This is a genomic window from Fodinibius sp. GM108, from assembly GCF_058386985.1.
In genome coordinates, this window is sequence record NZ_JBYEIR010000007.1 from 143,324 (window position 1) to 166,567 (window position 23,244).

The following is a 23,244-nucleotide window of genomic DNA, read 5'->3' on the forward strand; positions in this document are numbered from 1 at the left end:
TATAATAATAGGCAACTACATCCGGTTCCACATCCAGTTGGGAGTGAGTTTAATCAACCATGCTACCAGTCGCCATCGTTTGGTAATATAAGCTTGATTCTTTTTTCGTTCGACGGCGTCGGCTATTTGTCGCGCTGCTTTTTGTTTGGATGCAACCCAAAATAATCCTTTTCTCCCTTCAGTCATTTCTGATTCTACAAAACCGGGAATTATTGTCGTTATCGTGATATCGGCGTCAGAGTGGTTGGCTTTTTGGCGGTAGCCCTGCAAATAGGTATTGACAAATGCTTTGGATGCATTGTACGGACTACTCAATCCCCAGCCAAATAAGCCGGCAATTGAGGAGATACCAACAATATGGCCGGATCCCTGCTGTTCAAACTGCTGAAAACTATAGCTGGTTAAATTGGCAAACCCGCGAATATTGACGTCTACTACCTGCACGTCTATATCCCGATCACCGCTGACCTGTGAAGAAGAGATGCCGGCGTTGAGTACAGTAATATCACAGCCGCCCATATTTTTTTGAAGGGTATCGAATCGTTTTTTGGCTTCATTCAGATTCGTCACGTCCATATACTCGATGTAAATTCTGTCATTGAGTTGGCTGCGGAGCTCTTCCAGCCGTTCTAAACGGCGGCCTGTAGCTCCCACTATATAGCCCCGCCTGTGTAATTCCACAGCCAGAGCCCGTCCTATTCCCGAAGTAGCTCCAATAACTGCTGCTTTTTTAGGCATGTGACCGGATCTGTTGATGAAACTGATGTTTCCAGAGATTAATCCATCGTGTTTGTTGCTGCGATTCTCTGAATACTGATGGATGGAAGATTTCAGCCAATATTTGCACAGAGTCGAGCAGCCGCGGCCCGGGGCGGTTGAAATATTGGTCGCCGTCTAAGATATAAACCTGCTTATTTTGCACTGCCCGCAGATTATTCCAGTTTTTTCGTGAAGTTAATGCAGAAATCTCTGACAATGTTTGCTGCACGGGATATCCACAGGGCATTACTGTAATAATTTCCGGATTATATTCACAGATCTTTTCCCAGTCAATTTCGGGAGAATGTTCGCCGGCAGTAGCTCCCATCGGATTGCCACCGGCAAGCTGCATAAGTTCAGGTACCCAATTGCCGGCAGTCATCATCGGGTCCATCCATTCAATGCCCAGCACGTCGGGCCGGCTGAGATCAGCTGTCTTCTGCTGTATCTGGCTCATTTGGGATTTCATTTCTTCCAGTAACGATTCACCGGCTTTTTCAGCATCAATAGCTTCGGCGATTGTGCGTATAGAATCCACAACGGACGAAAGATCGGTCGGCGACACAGAAATAACCCTGACCTGTTCGCCGAGCCGAGAGCGAACGGCCTGTTTTACTTCATCAACGGAGGCAGCGCAAACTTCGCAGTGATCTTGAGTAATGATAAGATCGGGATTCAGGTCTGTAAGTGTATCTTCATTCACACGATAAACCGAAAGTCCTTCTTGCAGAAGTGCTTTCACACGCTGATCAATTTCATAGCTGTTGCCATCGGGGTTAAATTTGGGTTCTGTGCAAGCGGGTAATTCAGAAATGCCTTCCGGATAGTTGCATTCGTGAGATCGGCCGATAAGTTCATCCTGTTTGCCCAGAGCGGCAACGATTTCAGTAGTACTTGGCAGAAGAGAGACAATGCGCATTTAGCTAAAGATTTATTGAATAGGAATACAAAAACATATAAAGATGTAAAGTAAAACTCGGACCTGCATGGAGATTAATCAAAATAACGGGCAATAATACCCAAACATTAGGGTTTTTTTATCGGAACAAATAATAATTATATTGCTCAAACTACTTCGCGAGCTAATCTAACCTAAAATTACCATTTACTTTATGAAATTTCTTCAACAATCAGCCGCATTTGTATTAGGCTTCTTACTATTAGCCGGTTCGGCGTTTGCACAGGGGCAACAAATGCAACAACAAGCACAACCCGATAGCATTACTGATAAGGAGCTTGAAAAGTTTGTGTTGGTTACCAATGAGATGCAAAAAATTCAACAAGAGTCACAGCAAGAAGTTGAGAATATACTCGCTGACAAAGAGATGGATATGCAGCGATTTCAGCAGATTATGATGAGTCGCCAAAATCCACAAATGTCAGACTCAGTTGAGATAACCGAACAGGAAGAAAAGACGATGCAGGAAATTCAACCTAAGCTGCAAAAGATGCAGCAGCAGTCTCGTCAGGAAATGATGAGTGCTATGCAGGAAAATGGCTTGCAGCCGCAGCGTTTTCAGGCAATAAGCCAAGCCCTGCAATCAGATCCCGATGTGATGAGTCGCTTTAAGGAGATTGCACAAGAAATGGACGAGCAGGAACAGAACTAAGCAGTTCATTACCTATTTCATTTTTTAAAAAGCCTGTCCTGATGTAAGGACAGGCTTTTTCTATTTTTTGCTTATCCATCTGCTTTCTGTGGGATAAAAACGCCACGGAAGATCGGCATCTTCACCGGCATAATCCACGCCCACTCGCTCTGTAGCAGTTAACTCATTATCTGTAAACGCCTGCCCGCGGTCTTCAATCCAGATGGTATCATTAAACAGAGGTTCGGCATCAAAATCGGTCGTGATACCCAGCGCCTGAGTAAGGCGGCCGGGACCTGCAGTAAGTGCCGGTTGAATTTTTTGGGCCTTTCGACGCTGCAGCATGGTCTCTTTACCATCTTCAGGCTGGATGGCTCTGATCAACACCGCATCAGCTTTGTTTTCGGTATTGGTGACGATGTTAAACAGATGATGTATCCCGTAACAAAGGTAAATGTAAGCAATACCACCGGCCTGGTACATTGTTTCGGTACGTTGGGTACGTGTACCATTGTTGGCGTGACAGGCTTTATCGCCACGCCCGCAGTATGCTTCGGTCTCAGTTATAATGCCACTCGTCATTGGCGCATCACCAATTTGAGTGCATAATACTTTGCCTATCAGTTGTCGCGAAATGGCCACAACATCATCTTGTTGATAAAAAGAGAGGGGAAGTTTGTTGTTAGACATAATCACCTAGGAAATCATTGTGTATGGGTTTTCCGGGATTGATTCTTCCTCCAAAAAGGCTACCTGATAAGCTCGGGCGATGATGGTAGTGACCACAAAAAGAGCGGCGGAGTAGAAGGCCCATACGCCGATAATAACTAAAATAGTATATCCTTGGTAAAAATAGCGGTAGGCACCAAGTGCGTAGTCTAAATAATATCCCACGCCGTATTTGGCCAACTCAAATAAGATGGTGTAAACAGCCGAAGCCAGCAACGCCACCCTGCGCTGCATGCGTTTTTCGCTGATAAATCGGAAAATGATGTAAAAAAGGAAGAATGTGAATAGTAAAGGTATAAGAAAGTTCAGCAGTTGATATATCCAGTCGAGCTCCAGTACCACATCAGTATAAGGCAGTGATAGCTGGTTAAAGGAGAGCAGTGAAAGCAGAGAAATAGCCAGACTGAAAAACAGAAATACACCGCCAACTAGACCAAACGTGAAAAAGTTATAAACCATCTCCAGGATGGGATGCCGCCGATCTTCGATCTCAAAGATATCGAAGACCACGTGCTTGAGCGTGTGAAAAAATCCCTGCGCAAAAAATACCAATATGATGAGACCTACAATACCGAAAAGACGACGGGCTCCAATTAAGGGATTCAATAACGTTTCAAGCGTAACGGCACCACGAAATATATCCTCACTGCGAGATTCATAGGTAAAGCTGGGGAATAGTTCGCGTCCGTATCGCAGGATTTCCTCGAAAGCAGCCTCATAGGAAAGGATATACCCGATGATAGAAATCATCAGCAGAATGAACGGGATGGAACAGATAAAAAGGTTGAACGTAATGGCGGAGGCGTTAAAAAAAATATCTTTCTTCTTCACCAAGGTTACGATGAGCCGCCAGAAATCCTTATACTTCTGCACTAATAAATATTCTGTTTACAATGAATATGTGAAAGTTAAACTGATTACTTCTGTAATGCTAGCCTGATTTATGCCGATCAGTTTCTTTTATTTACGAAATGAAACATTAAGCACAAAATAATCGCTTCTCAATGAGTACCAAAACCAAGTCGCTCACCCCGCTGATGCGTCAGTATCACAAAATTAAAGATGAACATGAGGGTGCCATCTTGCTTTTTCGGGTTGGTGATTTTTATGAAACGTTTGCCGATGATGCGGAGCTGGTTAGTAAGGAGCTGGGTATTACACTCACCAAACGTAATAACGGAAGCGATCAAACTCCCTTGGCAGGATTTCCCTACCACGCCCTGGATACCTATCTGCCAAAGTTGGTTAAGAAAGGCTATCGCGTGGCTGTTTGCGAGCAGGTTGAGGAGCCGTCCGAAGCCAAAAATGCCGGACGTAAAGTGGTGAACCGTGAAGTTACGGAGATCACCACACCGGGCGTTACGATGTCGGAGAAACTGCTCGAGCATAAACGCAATAACTATGCTGCCGCCATACATTGGGATGGCGATACTGCAGGGGTTTCATTTGCGGATGTTTCGACGGGTGAGTTTTCGCTGACTGAAGTGTCGAAGCATCAGCTCAGTGACCTGATGCAGTCGATAACGCCGGCCGAACTGCTGCTCCCCCAGGATCTGAAGAATAACGTGCCGGAATACCTGCTGGATTACAATATGACGTTTATTGAGGATTGGGTTTATGAAGGTGATTACGGCTACAACTTATTGACAGATCATTTCGAAACGCATTCACTCAAAGGTTTTGGCGTGGAGGATAAGAAAGTTGCCCACGTAGCAGCCGGCGCGCTGATGCACTATATCCAAGAGACGCAGAAAGCCTCGCTGGGACACATCAAGCGTATACAGAAGTATGAAAATAACGAGTACATGTCGCTGGATGGATCGACTAAGCGAAATCTCGAGTTGACAACCACCATTCAGGAGGGCGAAAGCACCGAGGGTACGCTGATTTCAATTTTGGATAAAACCTGCACGGCTATGGGCGGCAGAATGCTGCGCAAATGGATCATGCGTCCCCTGAAGCGGATGAAGCCTATTCGCCGTCGACTGAATGCTGTCGAAGGATTGAACGTCAACCACGAGGTGCGCGAAAACCTGCGCGAAGAGCTGGAACAAATCGGTGATCTGGAGCGATTGATATCCCGTATTTGTGTTGGGCGCGCGAATCCGCGTGATTTGGTCAGCCTGAAAGATTCTCTGGCGCAGATTCCGCGCGTAAAGATGCAGTTCAACCAACTCGACGAGCCGCTGCTTAATGATATTCTGGATCGGCTCAAACTGCTTATTGAGGTGCAAGAAAAGATCGAGAAGGCGATCGTGGAGGATCCGCCGACGAGCGTGCGCGACGGTGATATCTTTAAGGATGGATTTAACGAAGAGCTTGACGAATTGCGAAATGTGGCACGCAACGGCAAAGATTATATCGCCAAGACAAAAGATGAACTGGCAGCCGAAACCGGCATCGATTCGCTAAAGATCGGCTATAACAAAGTGTATGGGTACTATATCGAGGTAACGAACACGCATGCCGACAAGGTGCCCGAAGAGTTTATTCGCAAGCAGACGCTGGTGAACTCCGAGCGCTATATTACGCCCGAGCTCAAAGAGGTGGAAGAGAAGATTCTCTCGTCTGAAGAACAGAGTAAAACCCTGGAGTATGAACTTTTTGAAGAACTCCGCATTGAGATTGCCGGCTACGCCGAGGAGATTCAGCAGGTGGCCGAGGCGCTGGCCGAGCTCGATTGCCTGCAGAGTTTTGCCGAGGTATCGTATCACAATAACTATTGCAAGCCGGCCATTGCCGACGATCAGAAGATAAATATCAAGAAGGGACGTCATCCCGTAGTTGAAAAAACGCTTCCGCCGGGCGATCCATTTATTCCCAACGACCTGCACGTCGAAAATGAAGATGAGCAGATTTTGATCATTACCGGTCCCAATATGGCCGGAAAAAGTATTATTCTGCGTCAGACGGGACTGATTGTGCTGCTGGCACAGATCGGCTGTTTTGTTCCGGCCGAGGAGGCACATATCGGACTGGTGGACAAAATATTTACCCGCGTAGGGGCTTCCGATAACCTGGCGGCCGGAGAGAGTACATTTCTGGTAGAGATGAACGAAGCGGCAAATATTCTCAACAATGCCACGCGAAATTCACTGATTTTGCTGGATGAAGTTGGGCGGGGGACCAGCACGTTTGACGGACTCAGCATTGCGTGGGCACTGGCTGAATACCTGCACAATCAGCCTTCGGTGGCTGCAAAAACACTGTTTGCTACCCACTACCATGAGCTGAACGAGCTCGAAAATATGTATGATCATATCGTCAACTATAACGTTTCGGTCAAAGAGCACGATGATAAAGTGATCTTTCTGCGCAAGCTGGTTCGCGGCGGTGCCGACCACAGCTACGGAATTCAGGTAGCCGATATGGCGGGTCTGCCTTCGATCGTCATTGAACGGGCAAAAGAGATTCTAGAAAATCTTGAGAGTCACAGTCTGGATCTGACCGACAGCAACGGTACGCTCGAAGAGGGAGCCAAGAAAAAGAAGAAGGCGGTCAAGAAAGCGGCGAAAGAGATGGACAAGCAGGATGAGATCACGCAGCCTTCGCTGTTTCAGACGCAGCTTGATCCTAACACCGAGCAGCTTATCGATAAGCTTGAGGCCTGTGATCCCAACCGGATGACGCCCATCGAATCGCTGATGCTGGTTTCGGAGCTTAAGAAGCTGGTGGAGAAGCGAAGTTAAATGCATTAGCTTTACCAAACTTTAGAAGTTTGGTAAGCTGTTCGATTATTTGTTACTGATTATCCGGTTTTACTGTTTTTCCTTTGTAAGCGTGCCGTACGTTTCTCTTCCAGCCAGGGGAATCGCATCTCCTCTAATCGTTCTATCGGAGCAAGTTCTCCTTTTAAAATGATAGCACGGCGGGGAGTATCCGAAAAGTTTGGAGCGGCATAATGTGGAGTGTAACCACCATGAAAGGTAGCACCGCCGGCCGGAAGCGGGCAGGGTACTGCTTTATTTGAAAGCTCTTCGTGTGTTTCTGGCATAAGTTCTAAACCATGTATGGTAGGATCATCGTTGATGCTTTGATGAGGCATAATATCCTGTCTATCAGTTGTAGGCACAAACTGCATACATCCATTTTCTACAGTTACATCCTGCAGGGGTACCCAAACGCTTATTTTTCGATGGATAACATTGGGATCCCAATATGCCGCATCCTGATGCCACGGAGTTTCGGCCCCGTGTTTTGCGGGTTTGAATATGGCGTGGTAGAATGATGCTTGGACAGGTTCACCAAAAATCTGACTTAATGCATACGAAGCATTTTCTAAAAGATTGGAATCATTAAGTTCAGGAGAATAACGAGCGGGCTCTTTGATTTGCGGGAGCGAAGCTTCTTTCCCGTCTTTGTCTGATCCAGCCAGATCAAATTGATTACCTTCACTTCTTCCCAGCTTTTCCCGAAACATCCGGTCAAAAATTTCCCGGACATAAGCTATGTCCTCAGGCGTTGTTAACTGTTTTGTTATAGTGAAGCCATCGGAATGGTATTTGTGGAGTTCTGTTTCTGATAAGATTGTCTTTTGTGACATTGTACGACCTCCCGTTTTATTTTTAAAAAATTCTGTAACAATATGGAGGGTTCGAACTTTTTTGACTATTAATTTTAGTAACCCCGACAAAATTATACATAGTTGATATGGGTGATCCTGTAGAGCCGGAACGTACCAGCATCGATTTCGACAATCTTGATGTTGATGTCCCGGAGGTTAAGAGGGTTGGACGATACAGATATATCCGGGCGCAGGAGGGTCTGAAGCCCCACCGGCACAGAAACAGTTTAGAAATCTGTTATCTGGCCAAGGAGAAGCAAATTTATGAGGTCGAGGGAGTTGAGTATTCGCTATCAGGGGGTGATGTTTTTATAACTTTTTCCCAATGAGATCCACAGTACTGGTGAATTTCCCGAAGAGAAGGGGATGCTGTATTGGCTTATTTTAGAAATTTCTGATGATCAGGCTGATTTTTTAAATCAGAGCGGGGAACCGGCGGAGAATCTTAAAAAAACGCTCACTTCCATCCCATCCCGCCATTTCAGGGGCACTAAAGTTCTTCAGTATTATTTTGATGAGATTATTTCCTATTGCCTGGATGAGGATCGTCCCCTGCGACAAATAGCAGTAGAAAACCTGGTGATGGCTTTTCTGCTGAAGGTAATATCCTGTTCCCGTAAACAACAAAAGAGCATACCATATCACCTGCAATTCAACGAGTAAAGGAATATGTTGGTGATAATCTGGATCAGGATATTTCGGTGGAGGATATGGCTGAAGTTTCGAAACTTTCAACTTATTGGTTCAAGGAAAAGTTTAAAAAGGAGACTGGTTTGTCACCCGCCGACTATGTATCCAGACGTAAAGTTGAAGAAGCTAAAACATATTTAACAACCAGTGATGAATCTATTACCGATATAGCATTTATGTTGGGATTTTCTTCTTCCCAGTATTTTTCGACCGTCTTTAAGAAATACACCGGCATAACCCCTACTGCTTATCGAGAGAAAGGTGACCAAAGGTGATGGAATGGTTTGTAAAGATTAAATAAGGTTTTCACTTTATTTTACTTATGAGCTCTTCGTGTGAACATTAATGGCTTATTTCAAATAATTCTCAAGCGTGATGATAAGCTGTTCTCCACGCAAGCTGGTTCCACTTTAAAGCACAGTACCGTCGGGTCCAATGAGATATTTTGTTGGATATCCCCGGACCAAAAACATAGTGCTGTATTCGCCTTTATGATCCGCAATTTGTGGCCATGGCAACTCGTATTCTTCCAACGCTTGATCCAGTGATTGCCGGCTTTGGTAGGCAAAACCAACCATTTCAAAATCATGATCTTCAAATTGTTGATATGCTTTTCGCAGGCGCGGGATTTCTTTGATGCACGGTCCGCACCAGCTGCCCCAAAAATCCAGGAGCACGTAATTTTTTTGTCCCAATCCAATTCCCTTATCGCCGGATCCCATTTGTTGAGCGATCCCGCCAAAAAATAGTAGCATTCTCCGGAGTGGATTCCGGTATTATGCTCTATATGCATTAAACCACAGAGTTTCGCTGAGGATAACGCAGAGAATTTCATGTAATCGTATGTCTATCTATGATTCATTAGTGAACAGGATGTTATGAGAGCTTCCTGAAAGATAGAATAATGCTGTGTAACTGTGAGATCCTCTGGTTCCTCCGCGGTTCTGGTTGAGTTCTAAATAACGTTTAGATATCCGTATTTTTATTTCGATTGAAGAATGAGAATCAGTGTTGAATCACCTATCTTTTGGGCATTGAACGCGAACAGATCAACAGTATGAAAACTTCTGCCAAATATATTGCCGACCGCATTCGGTTGATGATTGCCACCAAGCAGTTTCAGGTGGGAGAAACATTGCCCTCGACGCGTGAGCTGGGACGCCAGTTGGAGTCGAGTTTTCACACTGTACGCAAGGCCTACCACATTTTGGCCGATGAAGGATTAATCCGCGGAGAGCGCGGCAAAGGATTTATTGTTGAGCGACAGAATACCAATCTCGACAAGGCCGATCGCCTCGAAGTGGGAGCCGAAAAGATGCGGATGTTGCTCGAAGAGCTGATTGGATACGGACTTGATGAGACTGAGATCGATGAACTTTTTCAGGAGCAGCTTAGCTTTATGGACTGGCCCGACCGCATCGAAACCTGTGCCAGCATCGGAGAAACTGAAGAGATGGGGCGGATGCTAGCTGATGCTATCAAAAAAGAGATCGGCGTTCGCAGCCAGGTACTTAACGCAGATCAATATAACGAAACGGTGAAATATGATGCCCTGTTTGTGCCGATTCAGCTGGTGAATAAGTTCCGCGAATTTGCTGAGAAGGGCCGGCTGCTTCCTATTGTGTACAGCATCAATCCCGATACGTTGCTGTCGATCGTGGATCGCGCGGCCATTGATACGATTGGATTGGTAACTTCGGATGATAAAACCATTCCTAAAATAATTGATGAGCTGAAAGTGAGTATCAAATTTGGCGGCTCGTTTGTGGCGGGAGCAACGTACGGAAGTTCCCTGCCGCTGTTTGTCAGAGAGACGGATCTTATTTTGTATACTTCGGATAGTGCCAAGCTTGTTGAACAGAAGATTCCCGAGCGACGCCGGATCAAGCTGGAGTATCGTATTTCTGAAAAAAGTGCTGAGACAATTCGTGCCGAACTCTGGGATCAGTAAGCAGATGGCAGACATGAGATGGCAAATGTGAAACGGCAAATGTGAGTTTGACTTGAGTGAACAAAATAGAAACTTCCAGTAACCAGTAACCAGTAACCAGTAACCAGTAACCAGTAACCAGTAACCAGTAACCAGATATGCGTCCATATATATTGGCGGAGAGCAATTGGAAAGCGATAAAGGATCAAGAGATAGAATTAGCCGTATTACCATGGGGAGCTACGGAAGCGCACAACTATCACCTGCCGTATGCGACTGATATAATCGAGAGCGAGGGTATTGCTGAGGCGGCCGGGAAAAGAGCCTGGGAGCAAGGAGCAAAGATCATGATTTTGCCTTGCATCCCGTTTGGAGTAAATACTGGTCAGACGGATATCAAGCTGGATATCAACCTGCATCCCAGCACACAGGCGGCTATTTTGGATGATGTGATTGAAGTGTTGAATCGTCAGGGAATACAGAAGCTGCTTATTTTGAACGGTCACGGCGGTAATAATTTTAAGCCGATGATTCGCGAGCTCGGGGTGAAATATCCCGATATGTTCATCAGTTTTTGCAACTGGTTTCAGGCTGTGGATAAAAGCAAGTTCTTTGATCATCCCGAGGGTGATCATGCTGATGAGATGGAAACGAGCCTTGTAATGTATCTGTGTCCGGAGTTAGTGCGTCCGCTGAATGAGGCGGGGGACGGTGATGCCAGGCAGTATCGTATTAAAGCGCTTCGCGAAAATTGGGCCTGGGCAGAGCGCCGATGGTCGGAGGTAACGGAGGACACCGGTGTTGGTAATCCCAAAAAGGCGACTGCCGAAAAAGGAGAAGCTTATTTCGAGTCAGTGGTGGAAAAGGTGAGTCAATTATTTGTGGAATTGGCAGAGGCTGATTTGAATGATTTGTATGAATAGGTGGCAGACGGCAGACGTGAGATGTGAAACGGCAGACTTGAAATTTAGTAAATTAATATTTGAGAATAGATGAGCAGCGACAAGAAAATAAAAAAGCTGATTAACCGGGCGATTGAGGCGGTGGACTCGGAGATTGAAACGGTGCGTGAGAAGCCTGCGCGAGATGTACTTTTTGATGGCAGTCGCCGCGACGATCACCCCCCGAATGCTTTTTACTATGAATTTGAGACAAAGAACAAATCGCTTCGGTTTGCCGAGGTGATAAAAGGGGAGATGGAGGATTATGAGGATGAACTTGAGCTGCATCCGGTAGAGGTTGATGATGATAAAGTGGTGTTGAATTTTCCGCATAATTTCGGTGAATCCCTGCCGAAAGTCCGCTTGGAGTGGGAAAATGATTTTGTGCTGCGCCGGCTGAAGATGGAGCTGGAAAGACTGCTCGACAGCAGCCAAAAAGATGCCCGAAAGCGAATGGGGCGGCTTTTTTATCCCGATTCGGAGAAACATCATACCGAAGATGACAAAACCCGTGTGCTCGATGATAGCAAGCGAAATAAGTCGCAGCACGAATCATTGATTAAGTCGCTGCAAAATGAGGTGCTATATGTTTGGGGACCGCCGGGCACGGGCAAAACATCGACGCTGGGATTTATGATTGCCAACTATCTTATAAAGGGTAAAAGAATTCTTTTTGCATCAAATACTAACCGGGCCGTGGATGTGGGATTGCTTAGCGCTTTGCAGGCACTGCGATCCGTTGAAAAAGAGCATCTCGAAGAAAAAGTGACGCGGTTTGGTGAGATGGCGCTGGACAGCGAGCGACTGGAACAGGTATTATTTGAGCATTACGTTAATCAAAAAGAGAAAAAGCAAAAGGAAGAGGCCGGTAATCTCGATAATCTGCTGGGTGAGTACCAGAAACTGCAGAAAGAGATCGATAACCTGATGAGCCACGGCGAAGAGGTACCCGAGGAGTTGGATCAACAGATTGATATGTTGGGTGACCGTATAGACGAGCACGGTGGCGAAGCTGCACTTGAAGAAAAGATCGATCGGCTTATTACAGTTAATGAGCGGGTGGAGTTGGAACGTATGCAGCTGGTGGCTACGACACTGGCCAAGGTTTGTACCTCGGATCTGTTTGACGGTATGAAGTTTGACGCGGTAGTGATAGACGAAGCGTCGATGGCAAACTTGCCATATCTGATGGTATTGGCGGCCAAGGCGAAATCACACGTAGTGGTTGTGGGAGATCCGATGCAGTTGCCGCCGATTGCATTAACCGACGATGTTCACGCACGAAAATTTTTAGAGGATGATATTTTCACGTTTGCTTCCAATGCGGAGACGACAGAAGACCTGTTTGAGTGGCACGATAAAAATCGCCCGCTTACGACGTTTTATGATACGCAGTATCGCCTGAATGAGGATCTGGCGGAAGTGTTGAGTACAGTGTTTTATGAAGGACGACTGAAAACTGCAAACACGGATGAGAATTTAGATCCGGCGATTACACCGCAAGAGAGCAGCAGTACGACAGTCAATGTGATCGATAGCCAAAAATATGGGCCGGTGCTGACGCAAAAGGATGAGGGCAAGGGATTCAGCCCGGTGAATGAAGTGCACAATCATATTTTAATAAAGATGGTTAAGCGGCTGGTGTTGAAAAATCAGGTTCCGGTTGAGGAGATTGGTATTATTGTTCCATTCCGGAGTACTGTATATGACATCCGTGGTGAATTGTATGAACATGGGTACGGAATGGTTGAGGTCGGCACGATCCATACATTTCAGGGACGTGAAAAGGACGTAATCATTTTCGATACGGTGATGAGTGGAGAGGAGCAGTACGGACGCCGTCGTCATTATTCTGTACGTCCGTTTGATGAAGAGAAAAACGGACTTGCGGTGCCCCGCTTGCTAAACGTAGCATTTTCGCGAAGTAAGGAGCGGCTTGTTTTGCTTGCGGATATGGATCACATCAACAAAGTTTATGCCGATAAATTTCTGGGGCGGCTGCTGCGGCGTTTTCAAAACCAGGAGAAAAAGTAGATTGTTGAGTGTAATAAGCGTGGACGCTTATTACAGCCAGCTAAACCCATCCGAATGCTGAACGTGCCATCGGATGGTGCAGAGGACGCCAATAAGTAAGTAATTCTAACTACTATCCGCTGACATAATATTCGTACAGCTTTTGGTTTTACTTACCGGGGTTTGGGGGAATCGGGGAAAGCTTTTTCAGAATAATGACTACAGTGGAAAAGCAATCTCTGATTTCCGGCTTTAGAAAGTCCAAAATCTACGATTCCCCCAAGACTTTTTTGGTTCGTTTTTTGGTCACAAAAAATGAACAAGGAATCACCTAATGAATCAAAGGTAAATCTACCATCTGAACCTGTATAGAATTCACCGGGACTGTGGTTACAAAGTTATCGTAGGTACAAAAACCCATCCGATGGCACGTACAGCCATCGGATGGGGCTTGCTAATCAAAGTCTCCCTCGGCGTACCGGCGTGCGTAGTGTTTTTCATTTATGCGTTTATAATCTACCAACGGTTTTTCGCTGGGTGAAGCCAAGATCATCTCGCGCTTGCCGAGTGCTCCCTGTGTTTTGGCCACTTTCCATCCCGCCCAGGCCAGTGCTCCCTGCGCTTTGGATGCTGCCGAATAGGTTGAAAGAATAGCATCATTGTTGCTAAGATTTTTGAGGGTTTTAAAAACTTCTCCGGTCCATAAATCGGGATTAACATCGGGTGAAAAGGCGTCGTGGAAAATGAAATCGGCTTTCAAATCTTTAGGGTTAAAATTTGAAAACATTCCATTGAAAAGATGCAAAGATATATATTCGGTGAGCGTAAAGTCATTCATCCCGTTTGAGAGGTTATCAAAGATAGTTGATAGGTGATCGATCAGTTGAGGATGTTCAAGAAACTGCTCATAGTTGAGCTGTTCTGTGACTTCAGGCTGAAGTGGAAATCCCTCTACAGAATAGAAGTGGATCCGGGCAGAACTATTTTGGCTTAGCCAGTAATCCATCAGCAAAAGTAAGTTGAGTCCAGTACCAAAACCCACTTCAAGAAGAGTGATTTGATCACGGTTGGCTAAGGCATTCAGCAATCCCGTTTGTTCAAAAAATACGTACCGACTTTCGGCTACAGCACCATTGGGGTTGTGAAAATGTTGATCAAATCGGGAGGCGTAAACAGTATGGGATCCATCTCTTGTTTCTACAAGTTTCGGGCTATCATCCGAAGCTTCGTCTGACATCAGTCGTTGGTATTGATATTTACATTGCCGTATTCGCAACGCACAACTACAGGCAATCCACCTCCGTTCACAGATCCAGAAATACTTCCGGGTGATTTTGTTCCTTCAAAATTAAAAGTATCCGAGAGTTTCACTGTTGATCCCGAAATATCGAAATCAGCTGCAATATCCTTTGGCAAATTGAGATTAACATTGCCGGCAGAGGTCACAAATTTTAGCGATCCATCGGGTTGATAGACGCTAGCCGAAATATTACCGCCTGAAGTTTTGGCTGAAATACTTCCTGTAGCATCCTGAATCTCAATATGTCCGCCACCGGTTTTTATTGTCAGCGATCCGGAGGAGTTATCAATTTTAATATGTCCACCACCGGTGCTAACCGAGGTTTTTCCCGCAATATTATCGCCGGTAATATGTCCGCCATCTGTTTTTGCTACAGTATTTCCTTCCAGTGAATGAAGGGAAATGTGCCCCCCCGATGTTTGCAAATGCTGATCGTTAGTCATATTACTGGCGTTGATATGTCCCCCCGATGTATTGGCTATGACTTTTATATTTTTGGGGATGGTCAGCGTTGCTTCAAGATTAATTTTGTCAGAAATATTACTTGATTCTACAGGCATAATCCGAAAGCTGGCATTGGGTGCGTTGATGTTTTTGTTAATTCTTAATTGTTCTGAAAATTGTGCAGGGTCATTAAAATTGCCTGTAGCACGCAGTATTATTTCACTTTGTCCATTATCAGTACCCACAACATTTAAGTTGCCGAAACCAAGTTTTAAATCCATCGATTCCAGATCTGATACAGCTAAGGATTCCCGGAAAACATATACTCCGGGATTGACTTCTGTCCATTGAGCCTCACTAACATCATAATCTTTGTTGATGTATATTTTTTGGTCGCGCAGCCTAACTTTGAAATCAGCATTCTCAATCTTTTGCAGCTCAGCTTCTAATTGCTGGAGACTTTGATCGAGGCTTTCCCCGATAACATCCTGGTTGGCGTGCTTTTCGATAATCTTATCAAGATTCTGAAGCTCTATTTCCAAATCTTTTAGTTGTTCCAGATTTTTCAGGTTGCGCAGATTCTTAAGATTTTCCAGGTTCTTTAAATTCTCGAGGTCAATGACAATTGCACCAGGCAGATTGGAATCATCAAAAGAAAAGGATGGTGCTTCGGGCGGAGAATGCCAGGCAGCAGCATTTGAAGAATCCGAAGTTGAATTTTGATTTAACAGATAAATACCGATCCCGATAAATGCGATGCCGGCTAGGACGATTTCCCAGGATGTTCTGGCTGTGCTCATGCGATTAGTTCTAAATCATTTCTGTTGAATATTGAACGTTAAAAGAATACGGAATTATCACGGATAAGTTGCAATTATGCTCTTTGTGTTTCCATATAATTTATATCTTAATGCCATTAGCTGAACAAGTTCTTTAAATAATTAATTTGCTATGGATTTTGCGAACATGAAAGAGAAGGCCAAAGCCTGTCAGCCCGATATGGTAGAGATTAGGAGACATCTTCACCGCCATCCTGAATTAAGTTACGAAGAATACGAAACCACAAAATTTATTATTGAGAAATTGGAAGCGCTGGATATTCCTGTGGATCGTCCACTTGAAACCGGATGCGTTGGCATTATTGAAGGAGGAAAGCCTTCGAGTCGGGTGATAGCTCTGCGAGCTGATATTGATGCTCTGCCAATGAAAGAAGAGGGCAATCATAAAGACGAATTTATATCGCAAAATGAGGGGATAGCGCACTGTTGCGGGCACGACGGACATACGGCCAACCTGTTGGGGACTGCTCAAATTTTATCCGATGTACGAGATGAAATTGAAGGGACAGTACTGTTGATCTTTCAGCCGGGTGAAGAAAAACTGCCAGGTGGTGGACGCTTGCTTTGTGAGACAGGATATCTTCAGGAAAAAGGAGTAGATGTGATTTATGGTCTCCATTCCTATCCTGGCTTAGAGCCTGGGAAAATAGCCATAAAAGAGGGACCGGTAATGGCGCGGCCTGATGAATTTAAAATTGAAGTAATTGGGCAGGGCGGACATGCGGCATCACCGCATCAGGCGATAGATCCTATCGTAATGTCCTCGCAGATTGTAAATCAGCTGCAGACGATCGTTAGTCGAAATGTTAATCCTACAGAGCCGGCTGTTGTTACGGTTGGAAAAATAAGCGGGGGGTCGGCCCATAATATTATCCCGGAAAAAGTAGAGATGCTGGGGACAGTGCGCACATTTTCTGCAGAGACAGCTGATATGATTAAAGATCGTATTGAGTCGATTGTAAAGTCTGTAACTGTGGCTTCGGGTGGCCGTTATACCTTTGACTTCGACTATGGATATCCGGCTGTAATCAATTCAGATTGGGCTACGGAAAATGTTATCAATTCAGCAAATGGCCTTTTGGGTGACGAGAATGTGCATATGTTGGAGGATCCGATTATGGCGGGAGAAGACTTTGCCTTTTACCAACAGGAATTTCCCGGAGCATTTTTCTTTTTGGGTAGCGGACGTGATGAGACAGGGTCGACTTACAGTTGGCATCACTCCAAGTATAATATTGATGAAGAGTGTTTTATCACCGGCGCGGCATTGATGGCCTCTCTGGTATTTCAGGATGTTCAAAATTAGTTATTTGTTACTTGTTATTTGTTTTCCTATTAACAAATAACCGATAATTAATGACCAAAGATATGGCAAATACATCCTTTTGGGAACAGGATTCTTTTCTTAAACCTTATGATCTGGTAATCGTCGGCGCCGGAATAGTGGGTCTGTCATCGGCCTTATTTTATAAGCAAGAATATCCCAAAGCAAGAGTAGCCGTACTTGAACGTGGATTTTTGCCACAGGGAGCCAGTACGCGCAATGCCGGTTTTGCTTGCGTGGGATCAATCGGGGAGCATATTGCTGATATCGAAAAAGAGTCCGAGGAAGGTATTAAAAAGCGAATAAAACGACGATATGAGGGATTGGAATTGCTCAAAAGAACCTTAGGGGAAGAAGCAATTGGATATGAGCACTGTGGCGGCTATGAGTTTTTTACATCCGGAGATGCTTTTAAAAAAGTAGCTCCCGAAGTTGAGCGGTTTAACGGCTGGATGAAGGGTTTAACAGGCGAAGATGAGGTCTATTCAACGGATGAACTGCAGGGATATCCCGTTATTCGAAATCGGCTTGAGGGAGCACTGCATCCGGGAAAGATGATGCATCAGCTGGCAGAGAAAGTTAGTGAGGCTGGTGTGGAAATAAAATGGAACAGTGAGGTAGAGCAGGTCTCGAAAGATGGAGAAATATTTCTTGGCAGCGGATTAGAACTAAAGGCGGAGAAGGTACTTTTCGCAGCAAATGGCTTTTTACGACGATTAATACCAGAATTGGATATCCAGCCTGCGCGGGGATTTGTTATGGTTACGAATGAACAAAAGAACCTGCCGTGGAAAGGGATCTTTCACCATGATCGTGGTTATATCTATTTTCGGAATGTTGGAGATAGATTATTAATTGGCGGAGCCCGTAATCTCGATAAAAAAGGTGAGGAGACCGATCAATTTGGGACGAATATGAAGATCAAGAATTATTTGACCAATTTTGTGTCGGATAGGCTGCAGTTGTCAGATAGTTGGGAGATCGAACACGAATGGTCGGGCATTATGGGATTTACGCCTACTAAAACGCCTATTATCCGACAGCTCGATCGACGAAGATTTGTAGCGGCAGGACTCAGTGGAATGGGCATTGCTATCGGTATGGAAGTGGGCCGCAGCACCGCCGAAATGATAAAGTGAATTACCTAGTGCACAAAGTATCTTAGTGGTAAAACATTCAATTTAGAAACAAATTTTTCTGTTATGATTAGCCGTAAAAATTTTTTGAAACTAACAGCCTTAAGTGGCCTTTTGCCAGCCCAAAAATTGGCAAGAGGATTCTCGTCCGGACACGGGAAAATTAGTGCCCCGCTCATTATTTCCACATGGGGATTTGGTATATCAGCCAATGAAGAGGCCTGGAAGATATTATCAGAGGGCGGTTCGGCGCTGGATGCCGTTGAAGCAGGAGTACGAGTACCGGAAGGTGATCCCGAGGTGAGAACCGTTGGCTATGGCGGACGTCCCGACCGCGATGGAATTGTAACACTGGATGCTTGTATCATGGATGAGCAGAATCGTTGTGGATCTGTGGCAGCACTTCGTAATATTAAACATCCGATATCAGTAGCGCGCAAAGTAAAAGAGGAGACGCCGCACGTGATGCTGGTCGGGGACGGAGCTCTGAACTTTGCTGTGGATCAGGGGTTTGAGGAGGAAGATCTGCTTACGGAAGAATCCCGAAAAGACTGGGAGGAGTGGAAAGAGAATGCCGAATATCAGCCTGAAATCAATATTGAAAATCACGACACCATCGGAATGCTGGCGCTTGATGAAAATGGCAATTTGTCGGGAGCTTGCACCACCAGCGGAACGGCCTGGAAGATGCATGGCCGGGTTGGTGACTCTCCGCTAATTGGTTCGGGACTTTTTGTTGATAATGAAGTTGGAGCCGCTGTCGGTACGGGATTGGGTGAAGAAATCATCCGCGTTGCCGGTAGTCATACCGTGGTTGAATATATGCGGCGCGGCTGTGACCCCGAAACGGCATGCCAAAAAACCGTTGAGCGTATTGTCCATAAGAACGAGTCAGTCGAAAATATACAGGTTGGATTTATTGCTGTAGACAAGCAGGGAAAGTTCGGGGGCTACAGTATCCAGAAAGGATTTAACTTTGCCGTACATGATTCTTCAGAAAACAGAAAGGTCGACTCTTCTTATCTAGTAGATTGATTTTGCTTGATGGCTGGATATAATTGAGCCTAAATAGAGGGACTGATAAGTGGAATCCCAATATTTAATCCACGGAGTATAAGTATGATGCCCACCACAGCAATAAAGTAGGGAGAGAGTTTTTGAATTCTGCGCCGGAATGCAGCCGGGATCAGCGATCCTGTTAAACTTATGCCCAGCATAGCCGGCACAGTTCCCATCCCGAATCCAGCCATAAAAAGAGCGCTGCTTTCGACTGTACCAAACGTAAGAGCTGTTGCAAGAGCCATATAAACAAACCCACATGGTAGAAATCCATTAAGTAGCCCGATCAAAAACAAAGCCCCTGAACTACCATTGGTGAATAAATTTTTGATGAAGCGGCTGGTTTTACTGATAAATTTAACGGGAAGGGATTCCATTTTTTGAAACTGTTTCCGCAGCTTTTTCCAACCTAAAGCCAGTAAGAGTATTATTCCCACTGCTATCGAAAGTCCCTGTTGATAACCGCTGAATGCGACCATTCGACTGAAGAATCCAATTATAACACCCAACAAAACATATGTTACAATTCGCCCAATGTTATATAATATTCTAGATAAGATGAAGCGAAGATACAACGAGGATTTTCGAGGTAAAGAAAGGGCGATCGGGCCGCACATGCCTATACAGTGAAAACTACCTAAAAAACCAAAAGTAAGTCCGGCGATAATCCAGTCCATATTTATGTAGGGGAATCCTGGTTTTTTGCAAAAAATTGGATTAAATGAAGAAGATATTTGAACTTCACAGCTGTAAATATTTTCTTGTTTATTCCGATTAAATAGTATTTACTCTTAAAATATAAAAATCATCTATGACAGGTGAAGATAATAACACATCAGATGAAAAAAATGTCCACAACAAGTGGGAAGATCGAAATCCCGAAATTGAGCGGGAAATTACCATCGAAGAGTATCAGCCTTATGGTACACTTACCTTGACATTGCTTTATCTCGCTATCGTAGTGTTAATGTGGATTTTTATGTTTTTCATAGAATTCGGCGGGAATGCGCCTTCCATCATTGAATAATAATCCAACCGATATTAAAAATGCATATACACAAGTTTGAACGGTTTTGGATCAACCTGTCCTACGTTCTGATTGCTTTTTTTATTGCTACCGTGGTATATGGTTTTGTGGCCATGGACCTTAAAGTAATTGGAGATTATCAGACGATTGATCCGCAGAATTTAGCAGAGACAGAATTTGGAACTCCGGGTGTTAGAGAGGTAACGAAGAACGGAGTTACGGAGTATGAAGTATATGTGCAGACGCTTCAATTTGCTTTTGCTCCTGGTACAGCACAACCTATCACCGTTCCGGCTGATACGAGAGTTACCTTCTATATAACCAGCCCTGATGTGTTGCATGGTTTCGAAGTTCCGGGTACGAATTTGAATACGATGGCCATACCCGGCCAAGTGGCTAAGTTTACAACTATATTTCCCGAAGCCAGAGAGTACGGGATTGTCTGCAACGAGTATTGTGGTCCTGCACATCATATAATGGAAGGTAAAATAAACGTTGTTCCTAAATCTGAGTTTGATAAAAGTAATCTTATAGAATGACATTTTTAAATCAATATCCGAAGGCGGCAAAAGTAGCAAAATCAAATTTTATTGTAGCATTTATAGCGTTGGCTATAGGGGGCTTTTTTGGATTTGTGCAAGCCCTGCATCGTACTGATGTATTCCGGGGATTTTTCGATTCGGGCGAATATTATACTCTGCTTACAGGTCACGGTGTATTGCTGGCTTTAGTTTTTACCACCTTCTTTATTGCGGGTTTATTTGTCTGGGGAGTAACGCGCAGTCTTGAGCGCGAGCCGGAAAATATGATCTTTACTTGGTCATGGTTTTGGCTGATGACGATTGGTCTGATAATGACAGCTGTTGCCATTCTCGGCGGACTGGTTCCGGATAGTTCTATTCGTGCTGCTGTGCTTTACACTTTTTATCCACCGCTGCAAGCACACCCGATGTTTTACATCGGATTGGCTCTGGTTTTGGTAGGCTCATGGATGGCAGGTTACGACTGGTTCAAATCATACTGGCAGTGGAGCAAAGAAAATCCGAATGAGCGCATTCCCATCCTTACGTATATGGCGCTCTTTACCATGTTAATGTGGTACGTGTGTACGATAGGATTGGCAATTGAGGTGGTTGGTTTACTAATCCCGTGGTCGCTGGGATGGGTCGTTGATATTGAACCACTATTACCCCGGACGCTCTTTTGGTTTTTTGGTCATGCAGTAGTCTATTTTTGGCTATTGCCGGCTTATTACGTCTGGTATGCCATTCTGCCAAAGTTATCGGGCGGGCGTTTATTCAGCGATGCCATGACACGTATTGTGTTTGTCATATTTCTCCTGTTGTCAACGCCTGTTGGTTATCATCACCAGTATGCCGATGCAGGTATTTCAGTAGGATTTAAGTTCTATGCCATGGCCACCACCATGCTTTTGCTGTTGCCCAGCTTAATGACCTTGTTTACTGTCGTAGCCAGCATGGAGCATGGAGCGCGTCAGCGTGGAGGTACGGGATATTTGAAGTGGATTGGAAAACTCCCTTGGAATAATCCCGCTTTTGCAGGAGTGGCACTGGCCGGAATCATGTTTGCCGCTGGCGGGTTCAGTGGAATGATAAATGCAGGAATGAATATAAATTTGCTGATTCATAATACCATTTGGGTACCCGGACATTTCCATCTTACCGTAGGCACGGCCGTAGCCCTTACCTTTATGGCGATTAGTTATTGGCTGATTCCCCAGTTAACCGGACGAGAGCTTAAATTTAAAAAACTGGCGTTAATTCAGCCCTATGCTTGGTTCTTGGGAATGACCTTGATGTCAAATGCCATGCATCGAGCCGGTTTAGCCGGGGTGCCGCGACGAACATCCGAACCGCAATATTCCGGATTTGACTTTGAGCCAATATTCGGCACGATGGCCGAAATGGATTGGCAGATCGCTATCGGCGGTACTATTCTCACTATTTCGTTAATTTTGTTTCTTTGGGTGATAATCGCCAGCTGGATGGCCGGATCCAAATCAGATCAGCCGGTCGATGATTTTATTCCCGAACCACTTTCTGGCGTGGAGCATACGCCTGCCATACTTGATAACATGAAACTTTGGTTTGGTCTTGCACTTATTCTTGTTCTACTTGCTTATGGTTTTCCCCTGTGGGAAATGGTACAGGATGGTATTTTTGAACCTGGAGCCGCACCCCGTCCTTCTTAAAGAACAATGCTATTGAAATGAGGTAAGCCCTTGTTCTGTTGTCAATAAGACAAGGGCTTTTTTCTTGGCCATGATGGCTCCTATAGATCTGGAAATTATATGAACTCAGACAATCAGGATAGCTCCCAATCTTCGGAGGAATCCACAAATCGGCTGCTTAAAATTTTGATCGCTGTAGGTATAGGAATTCCCGTTTTGGTAGAGCTTTTGACGCTTTTTAACCTGATTAATGTTCAGATTTTCGGGAATGAGAATGAGCAAGTGATGCAACAGGAGCAAAATGTTGTCGAAGAACAGCGATTTGCCGAAGGAGATACGCTCTTTTTGGATTCTGATTCACCATTGCTGATTGACGAGATGAAGGCTAAAGTAGATGCGCATCAGTGGCGTTTTGCTCTTCGATTGATAAGTCTGGATACCTCAGCTATCGAGCGGATGGTTAGTATCGATAGCCTACAACTTCAGAGCGGACAGATGATGGATGTGCAAAAAACATATCAATGGAATAAAACAGATGGAAAATTCTATCTATCAGATGAATGGACTCTGCCTTCCGGCGACATCCCGGTAGTTATGTACATCAGTTCTGATCCGCTGGTTTCTGATGATACAGATTCAAAGGAGCAGATCCAGCAGGAAGTAAAACTGGATAATTTGCCGGTGCGGTATAATGTTGATGAATAGCCAC

24 protein-coding genes are annotated in these 23,244 nt (G+C 44.9%); 15 read left to right on the plus strand and 9 right to left on the minus strand.

Annotation, left to right across the window (positions count from 1 at the left end; all coding sequences use genetic code 11):
• Positions 1 to 15: 15 nt before the first annotated feature.
• The gene (locus ACT3ID_RS14035; protein ID WP_491542679.1) at positions 16 to 738 is read right to left on the minus strand and encodes an SDR family NAD(P)-dependent oxidoreductase; all 723 of its coding nucleotides are present in this window, start codon (positions 736 to 738) and stop codon (positions 16 to 18) included.
• Complete coding sequence (locus ACT3ID_RS14040; protein WP_491542680.1) at positions 731 to 1,678, minus strand: cobalamin-binding protein; 948 nt, start codon at positions 1,676 to 1,678, stop codon at positions 731 to 733. The genes ACT3ID_RS14035 and ACT3ID_RS14040 overlap by 8 nt, the downstream gene beginning before the upstream one ends.
• A gap of 193 nt (positions 1,679 to 1,871) precedes the next feature.
• Between ACT3ID_RS14040 and ACT3ID_RS14045 the strand changes: the two genes are divergently transcribed.
• The gene (locus ACT3ID_RS14045; protein ID WP_491542681.1) at positions 1,872 to 2,369 is read left to right on the plus strand and encodes a DUF4168 domain-containing protein; all 498 of its coding nucleotides are present in this window, start codon (positions 1,872 to 1,874) and stop codon (positions 2,367 to 2,369) included.
• A 60-nt stretch (positions 2,370 to 2,429) separates the two neighbouring features.
• Here the strand turns inward: ACT3ID_RS14045 and ACT3ID_RS14050 are convergent, their stop codons facing one another.
• Complete coding sequence (locus tag ACT3ID_RS14050; protein ID WP_491542682.1) at positions 2,430 to 3,038, minus strand: DNA-3-methyladenine glycosylase; 609 nt, start codon at positions 3,036 to 3,038, stop codon at positions 2,430 to 2,432.
• A 6-nt stretch (positions 3,039 to 3,044) separates the two neighbouring features.
• Positions 3,045 to 3,950, minus strand: a complete 906-nt coding sequence (locus tag ACT3ID_RS14055) for a YihY/virulence factor BrkB family protein (RefSeq protein ID WP_491542683.1) — start codon at positions 3,948 to 3,950, stop codon at positions 3,045 to 3,047.
• A gap of 131 nt (positions 3,951 to 4,081) precedes the next feature.
• Between ACT3ID_RS14055 and mutS the strand changes: the two genes are divergently transcribed.
• Entirely contained in the window at positions 4,082 to 6,766 is a 2,685-nt protein-coding gene (gene mutS / locus ACT3ID_RS14060; RefSeq protein WP_491542684.1) for a DNA mismatch repair protein MutS, read from the plus strand.
• Between the two features lie 59 nt (positions 6,767 to 6,825).
• On the opposite strand, the gene ACT3ID_RS14065 is transcribed toward mutS, so the two are convergent.
• Positions 6,826 to 7,620 carry a phytanoyl-CoA dioxygenase family protein gene (locus ACT3ID_RS14065; RefSeq protein ID WP_491542685.1) on the minus strand — a complete coding sequence of 265 codons (795 nt, stop codon included), beginning with the start codon at positions 7,618 to 7,620 and terminating at the stop codon, positions 6,826 to 6,828.
• 107 nt (positions 7,621 to 7,727) lie between these two features.
• On the opposite strand from ACT3ID_RS14065, the gene ACT3ID_RS14070 reads away from it, so the two are divergent.
• From ACT3ID_RS14070 to ACT3ID_RS14080, 3 genes are read left to right on the plus strand one after another with little or no spacing between them, the layout of a single operon-like run.
• Positions 7,728 to 7,970: a hypothetical protein gene (locus ACT3ID_RS14070; protein ID WP_491542686.1), complete on the plus strand. Its 243-nt coding sequence runs from the start codon at positions 7,728 to 7,730 to the stop codon at positions 7,968 to 7,970.
• A gap of 37 nt (positions 7,971 to 8,007) precedes the next feature.
• On the plus strand, positions 8,008 to 8,304 hold the full coding sequence (locus ACT3ID_RS14075; RefSeq protein ID WP_491542687.1) for a hypothetical protein: 297 nt from the start codon (positions 8,008 to 8,010) through the stop codon (positions 8,302 to 8,304).
• A 20-nt stretch (positions 8,305 to 8,324) separates the two neighbouring features.
• Entirely contained in the window at positions 8,325 to 8,606 is a 282-nt protein-coding gene (locus ACT3ID_RS14080) for a helix-turn-helix domain-containing protein (RefSeq protein WP_491542837.1), read from the plus strand.
• Positions 8,607 to 8,741: 135 nt separating this feature from the next.
• Here ACT3ID_RS14080 and ACT3ID_RS14085 read toward each other — a convergent pair whose 3' ends face one another.
• Positions 8,742 to 9,086, minus strand: a complete 345-nt coding sequence (locus tag ACT3ID_RS14085) for a peroxiredoxin family protein (protein ID WP_491542688.1) — start codon at positions 9,084 to 9,086, stop codon at positions 8,742 to 8,744.
• 302 nt (positions 9,087 to 9,388) lie between these two features.
• On the opposite strand from ACT3ID_RS14085, the gene ACT3ID_RS14090 reads away from it, so the two are divergent.
• The 3 genes from ACT3ID_RS14090 (at position 9,389) to ACT3ID_RS14100 (ending at position 13,236) form a co-directional block, all read left to right on the plus strand.
• A complete protein-coding gene (locus tag ACT3ID_RS14090) occupies positions 9,389 to 10,282 on the plus strand; it encodes a GntR family transcriptional regulator (protein ID WP_491542689.1) in 894 nt (297 codons plus the stop codon).
• Positions 10,283 to 10,419: 137 nt separating this feature from the next.
• Entirely contained in the window at positions 10,420 to 11,184 is a 765-nt protein-coding gene (locus tag ACT3ID_RS14095) for a creatininase family protein (RefSeq protein ID WP_491542690.1), read from the plus strand.
• Between the two features lie 69 nt (positions 11,185 to 11,253).
• A complete protein-coding gene (locus tag ACT3ID_RS14100; RefSeq protein ID WP_491542691.1) occupies positions 11,254 to 13,236 on the plus strand; it encodes a DEAD/DEAH box helicase in 1,983 nt (660 codons plus the stop codon).
• Positions 13,237 to 13,669: 433 nt separating this feature from the next.
• On the opposite strand, the gene mnmC2 is transcribed toward ACT3ID_RS14100, so the two are convergent.
• Together mnmC2 and ACT3ID_RS14110 are read right to left on the minus strand one after the other, a co-directional pair.
• Positions 13,670 to 14,452, minus strand: a complete 783-nt coding sequence (gene mnmC2, locus ACT3ID_RS14105; RefSeq protein ID WP_491542692.1) for a tRNA (5-methylaminomethyl-2-thiouridine)(34)-methyltransferase MnmC2 — start codon at positions 14,450 to 14,452, stop codon at positions 13,670 to 13,672.
• Complete coding sequence (locus tag ACT3ID_RS14110) at positions 14,452 to 15,759, minus strand: DUF4097 family beta strand repeat-containing protein (protein ID WP_491542693.1); 1,308 nt, start codon at positions 15,757 to 15,759, stop codon at positions 14,452 to 14,454. Before ACT3ID_RS14110 ends, mnmC2 begins: the two co-directional genes overlap by 1 nt.
• A 151-nt stretch (positions 15,760 to 15,910) precedes the next feature.
• Between ACT3ID_RS14110 and ACT3ID_RS14115 the strand changes: the two genes are divergently transcribed.
• The 3 genes from ACT3ID_RS14115 (at position 15,911) to ACT3ID_RS14125 (ending at position 19,293) form a co-directional block, all read left to right on the plus strand.
• Positions 15,911 to 17,104, plus strand: a complete 1,194-nt coding sequence (locus ACT3ID_RS14115) for a M20 metallopeptidase family protein (RefSeq protein ID WP_491542694.1) — start codon at positions 15,911 to 15,913, stop codon at positions 17,102 to 17,104.
• 62 nt (positions 17,105 to 17,166) lie between these two features.
• On the plus strand, positions 17,167 to 18,261 hold the full coding sequence (locus ACT3ID_RS14120) for an NAD(P)/FAD-dependent oxidoreductase (RefSeq protein ID WP_491542695.1): 1,095 nt from the start codon (positions 17,167 to 17,169) through the stop codon (positions 18,259 to 18,261).
• A 63-nt stretch (positions 18,262 to 18,324) separates the two neighbouring features.
• A complete protein-coding gene (locus tag ACT3ID_RS14125) occupies positions 18,325 to 19,293 on the plus strand; it encodes an isoaspartyl peptidase/L-asparaginase family protein (RefSeq protein ID WP_491542696.1) in 969 nt (322 codons plus the stop codon).
• Between the two features lie 29 nt (positions 19,294 to 19,322).
• Here the strand turns inward: ACT3ID_RS14125 and ACT3ID_RS14130 are convergent, their stop codons facing one another.
• Positions 19,323 to 19,994 carry a sulfite exporter TauE/SafE family protein gene (locus ACT3ID_RS14130; RefSeq protein WP_491542697.1) on the minus strand — a complete coding sequence of 224 codons (672 nt, stop codon included), beginning with the start codon at positions 19,992 to 19,994 and terminating at the stop codon, positions 19,323 to 19,325.
• A gap of 134 nt (positions 19,995 to 20,128) precedes the next feature.
• On the opposite strand from ACT3ID_RS14130, the gene ACT3ID_RS14135 reads away from it, so the two are divergent.
• The 4 genes from ACT3ID_RS14135 to ACT3ID_RS14150 all read left to right on the plus strand — a co-directional run bounded on the left by ACT3ID_RS14135 (position 20,129) and on the right by ACT3ID_RS14150 (position 23,240).
• Positions 20,129 to 20,344, plus strand: coding sequence for a hypothetical protein (locus ACT3ID_RS14135; RefSeq protein WP_491542698.1), 216 nt, complete (start codon positions 20,129 to 20,131; stop codon positions 20,342 to 20,344).
• A gap of 20 nt (positions 20,345 to 20,364) precedes the next feature.
• A complete protein-coding gene (locus ACT3ID_RS14140; RefSeq protein ID WP_491542699.1) occupies positions 20,365 to 20,883 on the plus strand; it encodes a cupredoxin domain-containing protein in 519 nt (172 codons plus the stop codon).
• Positions 20,880 to 22,556 carry a b(o/a)3-type cytochrome-c oxidase subunit 1 gene (locus ACT3ID_RS14145; RefSeq protein WP_491542700.1) on the plus strand — a complete coding sequence of 559 codons (1,677 nt, stop codon included), beginning with the start codon at positions 20,880 to 20,882 and terminating at the stop codon, positions 22,554 to 22,556. The genes ACT3ID_RS14140 and ACT3ID_RS14145 overlap by 4 nt, the downstream gene beginning before the upstream one ends.
• 99 nt (positions 22,557 to 22,655) lie before the next feature.
• Positions 22,656 to 23,240: a hypothetical protein gene (locus tag ACT3ID_RS14150; protein ID WP_491542701.1), complete on the plus strand. Its 585-nt coding sequence runs from the start codon at positions 22,656 to 22,658 to the stop codon at positions 23,238 to 23,240.
• The last annotated feature ends 4 nt before the right edge of the window (positions 23,241 to 23,244 follow it).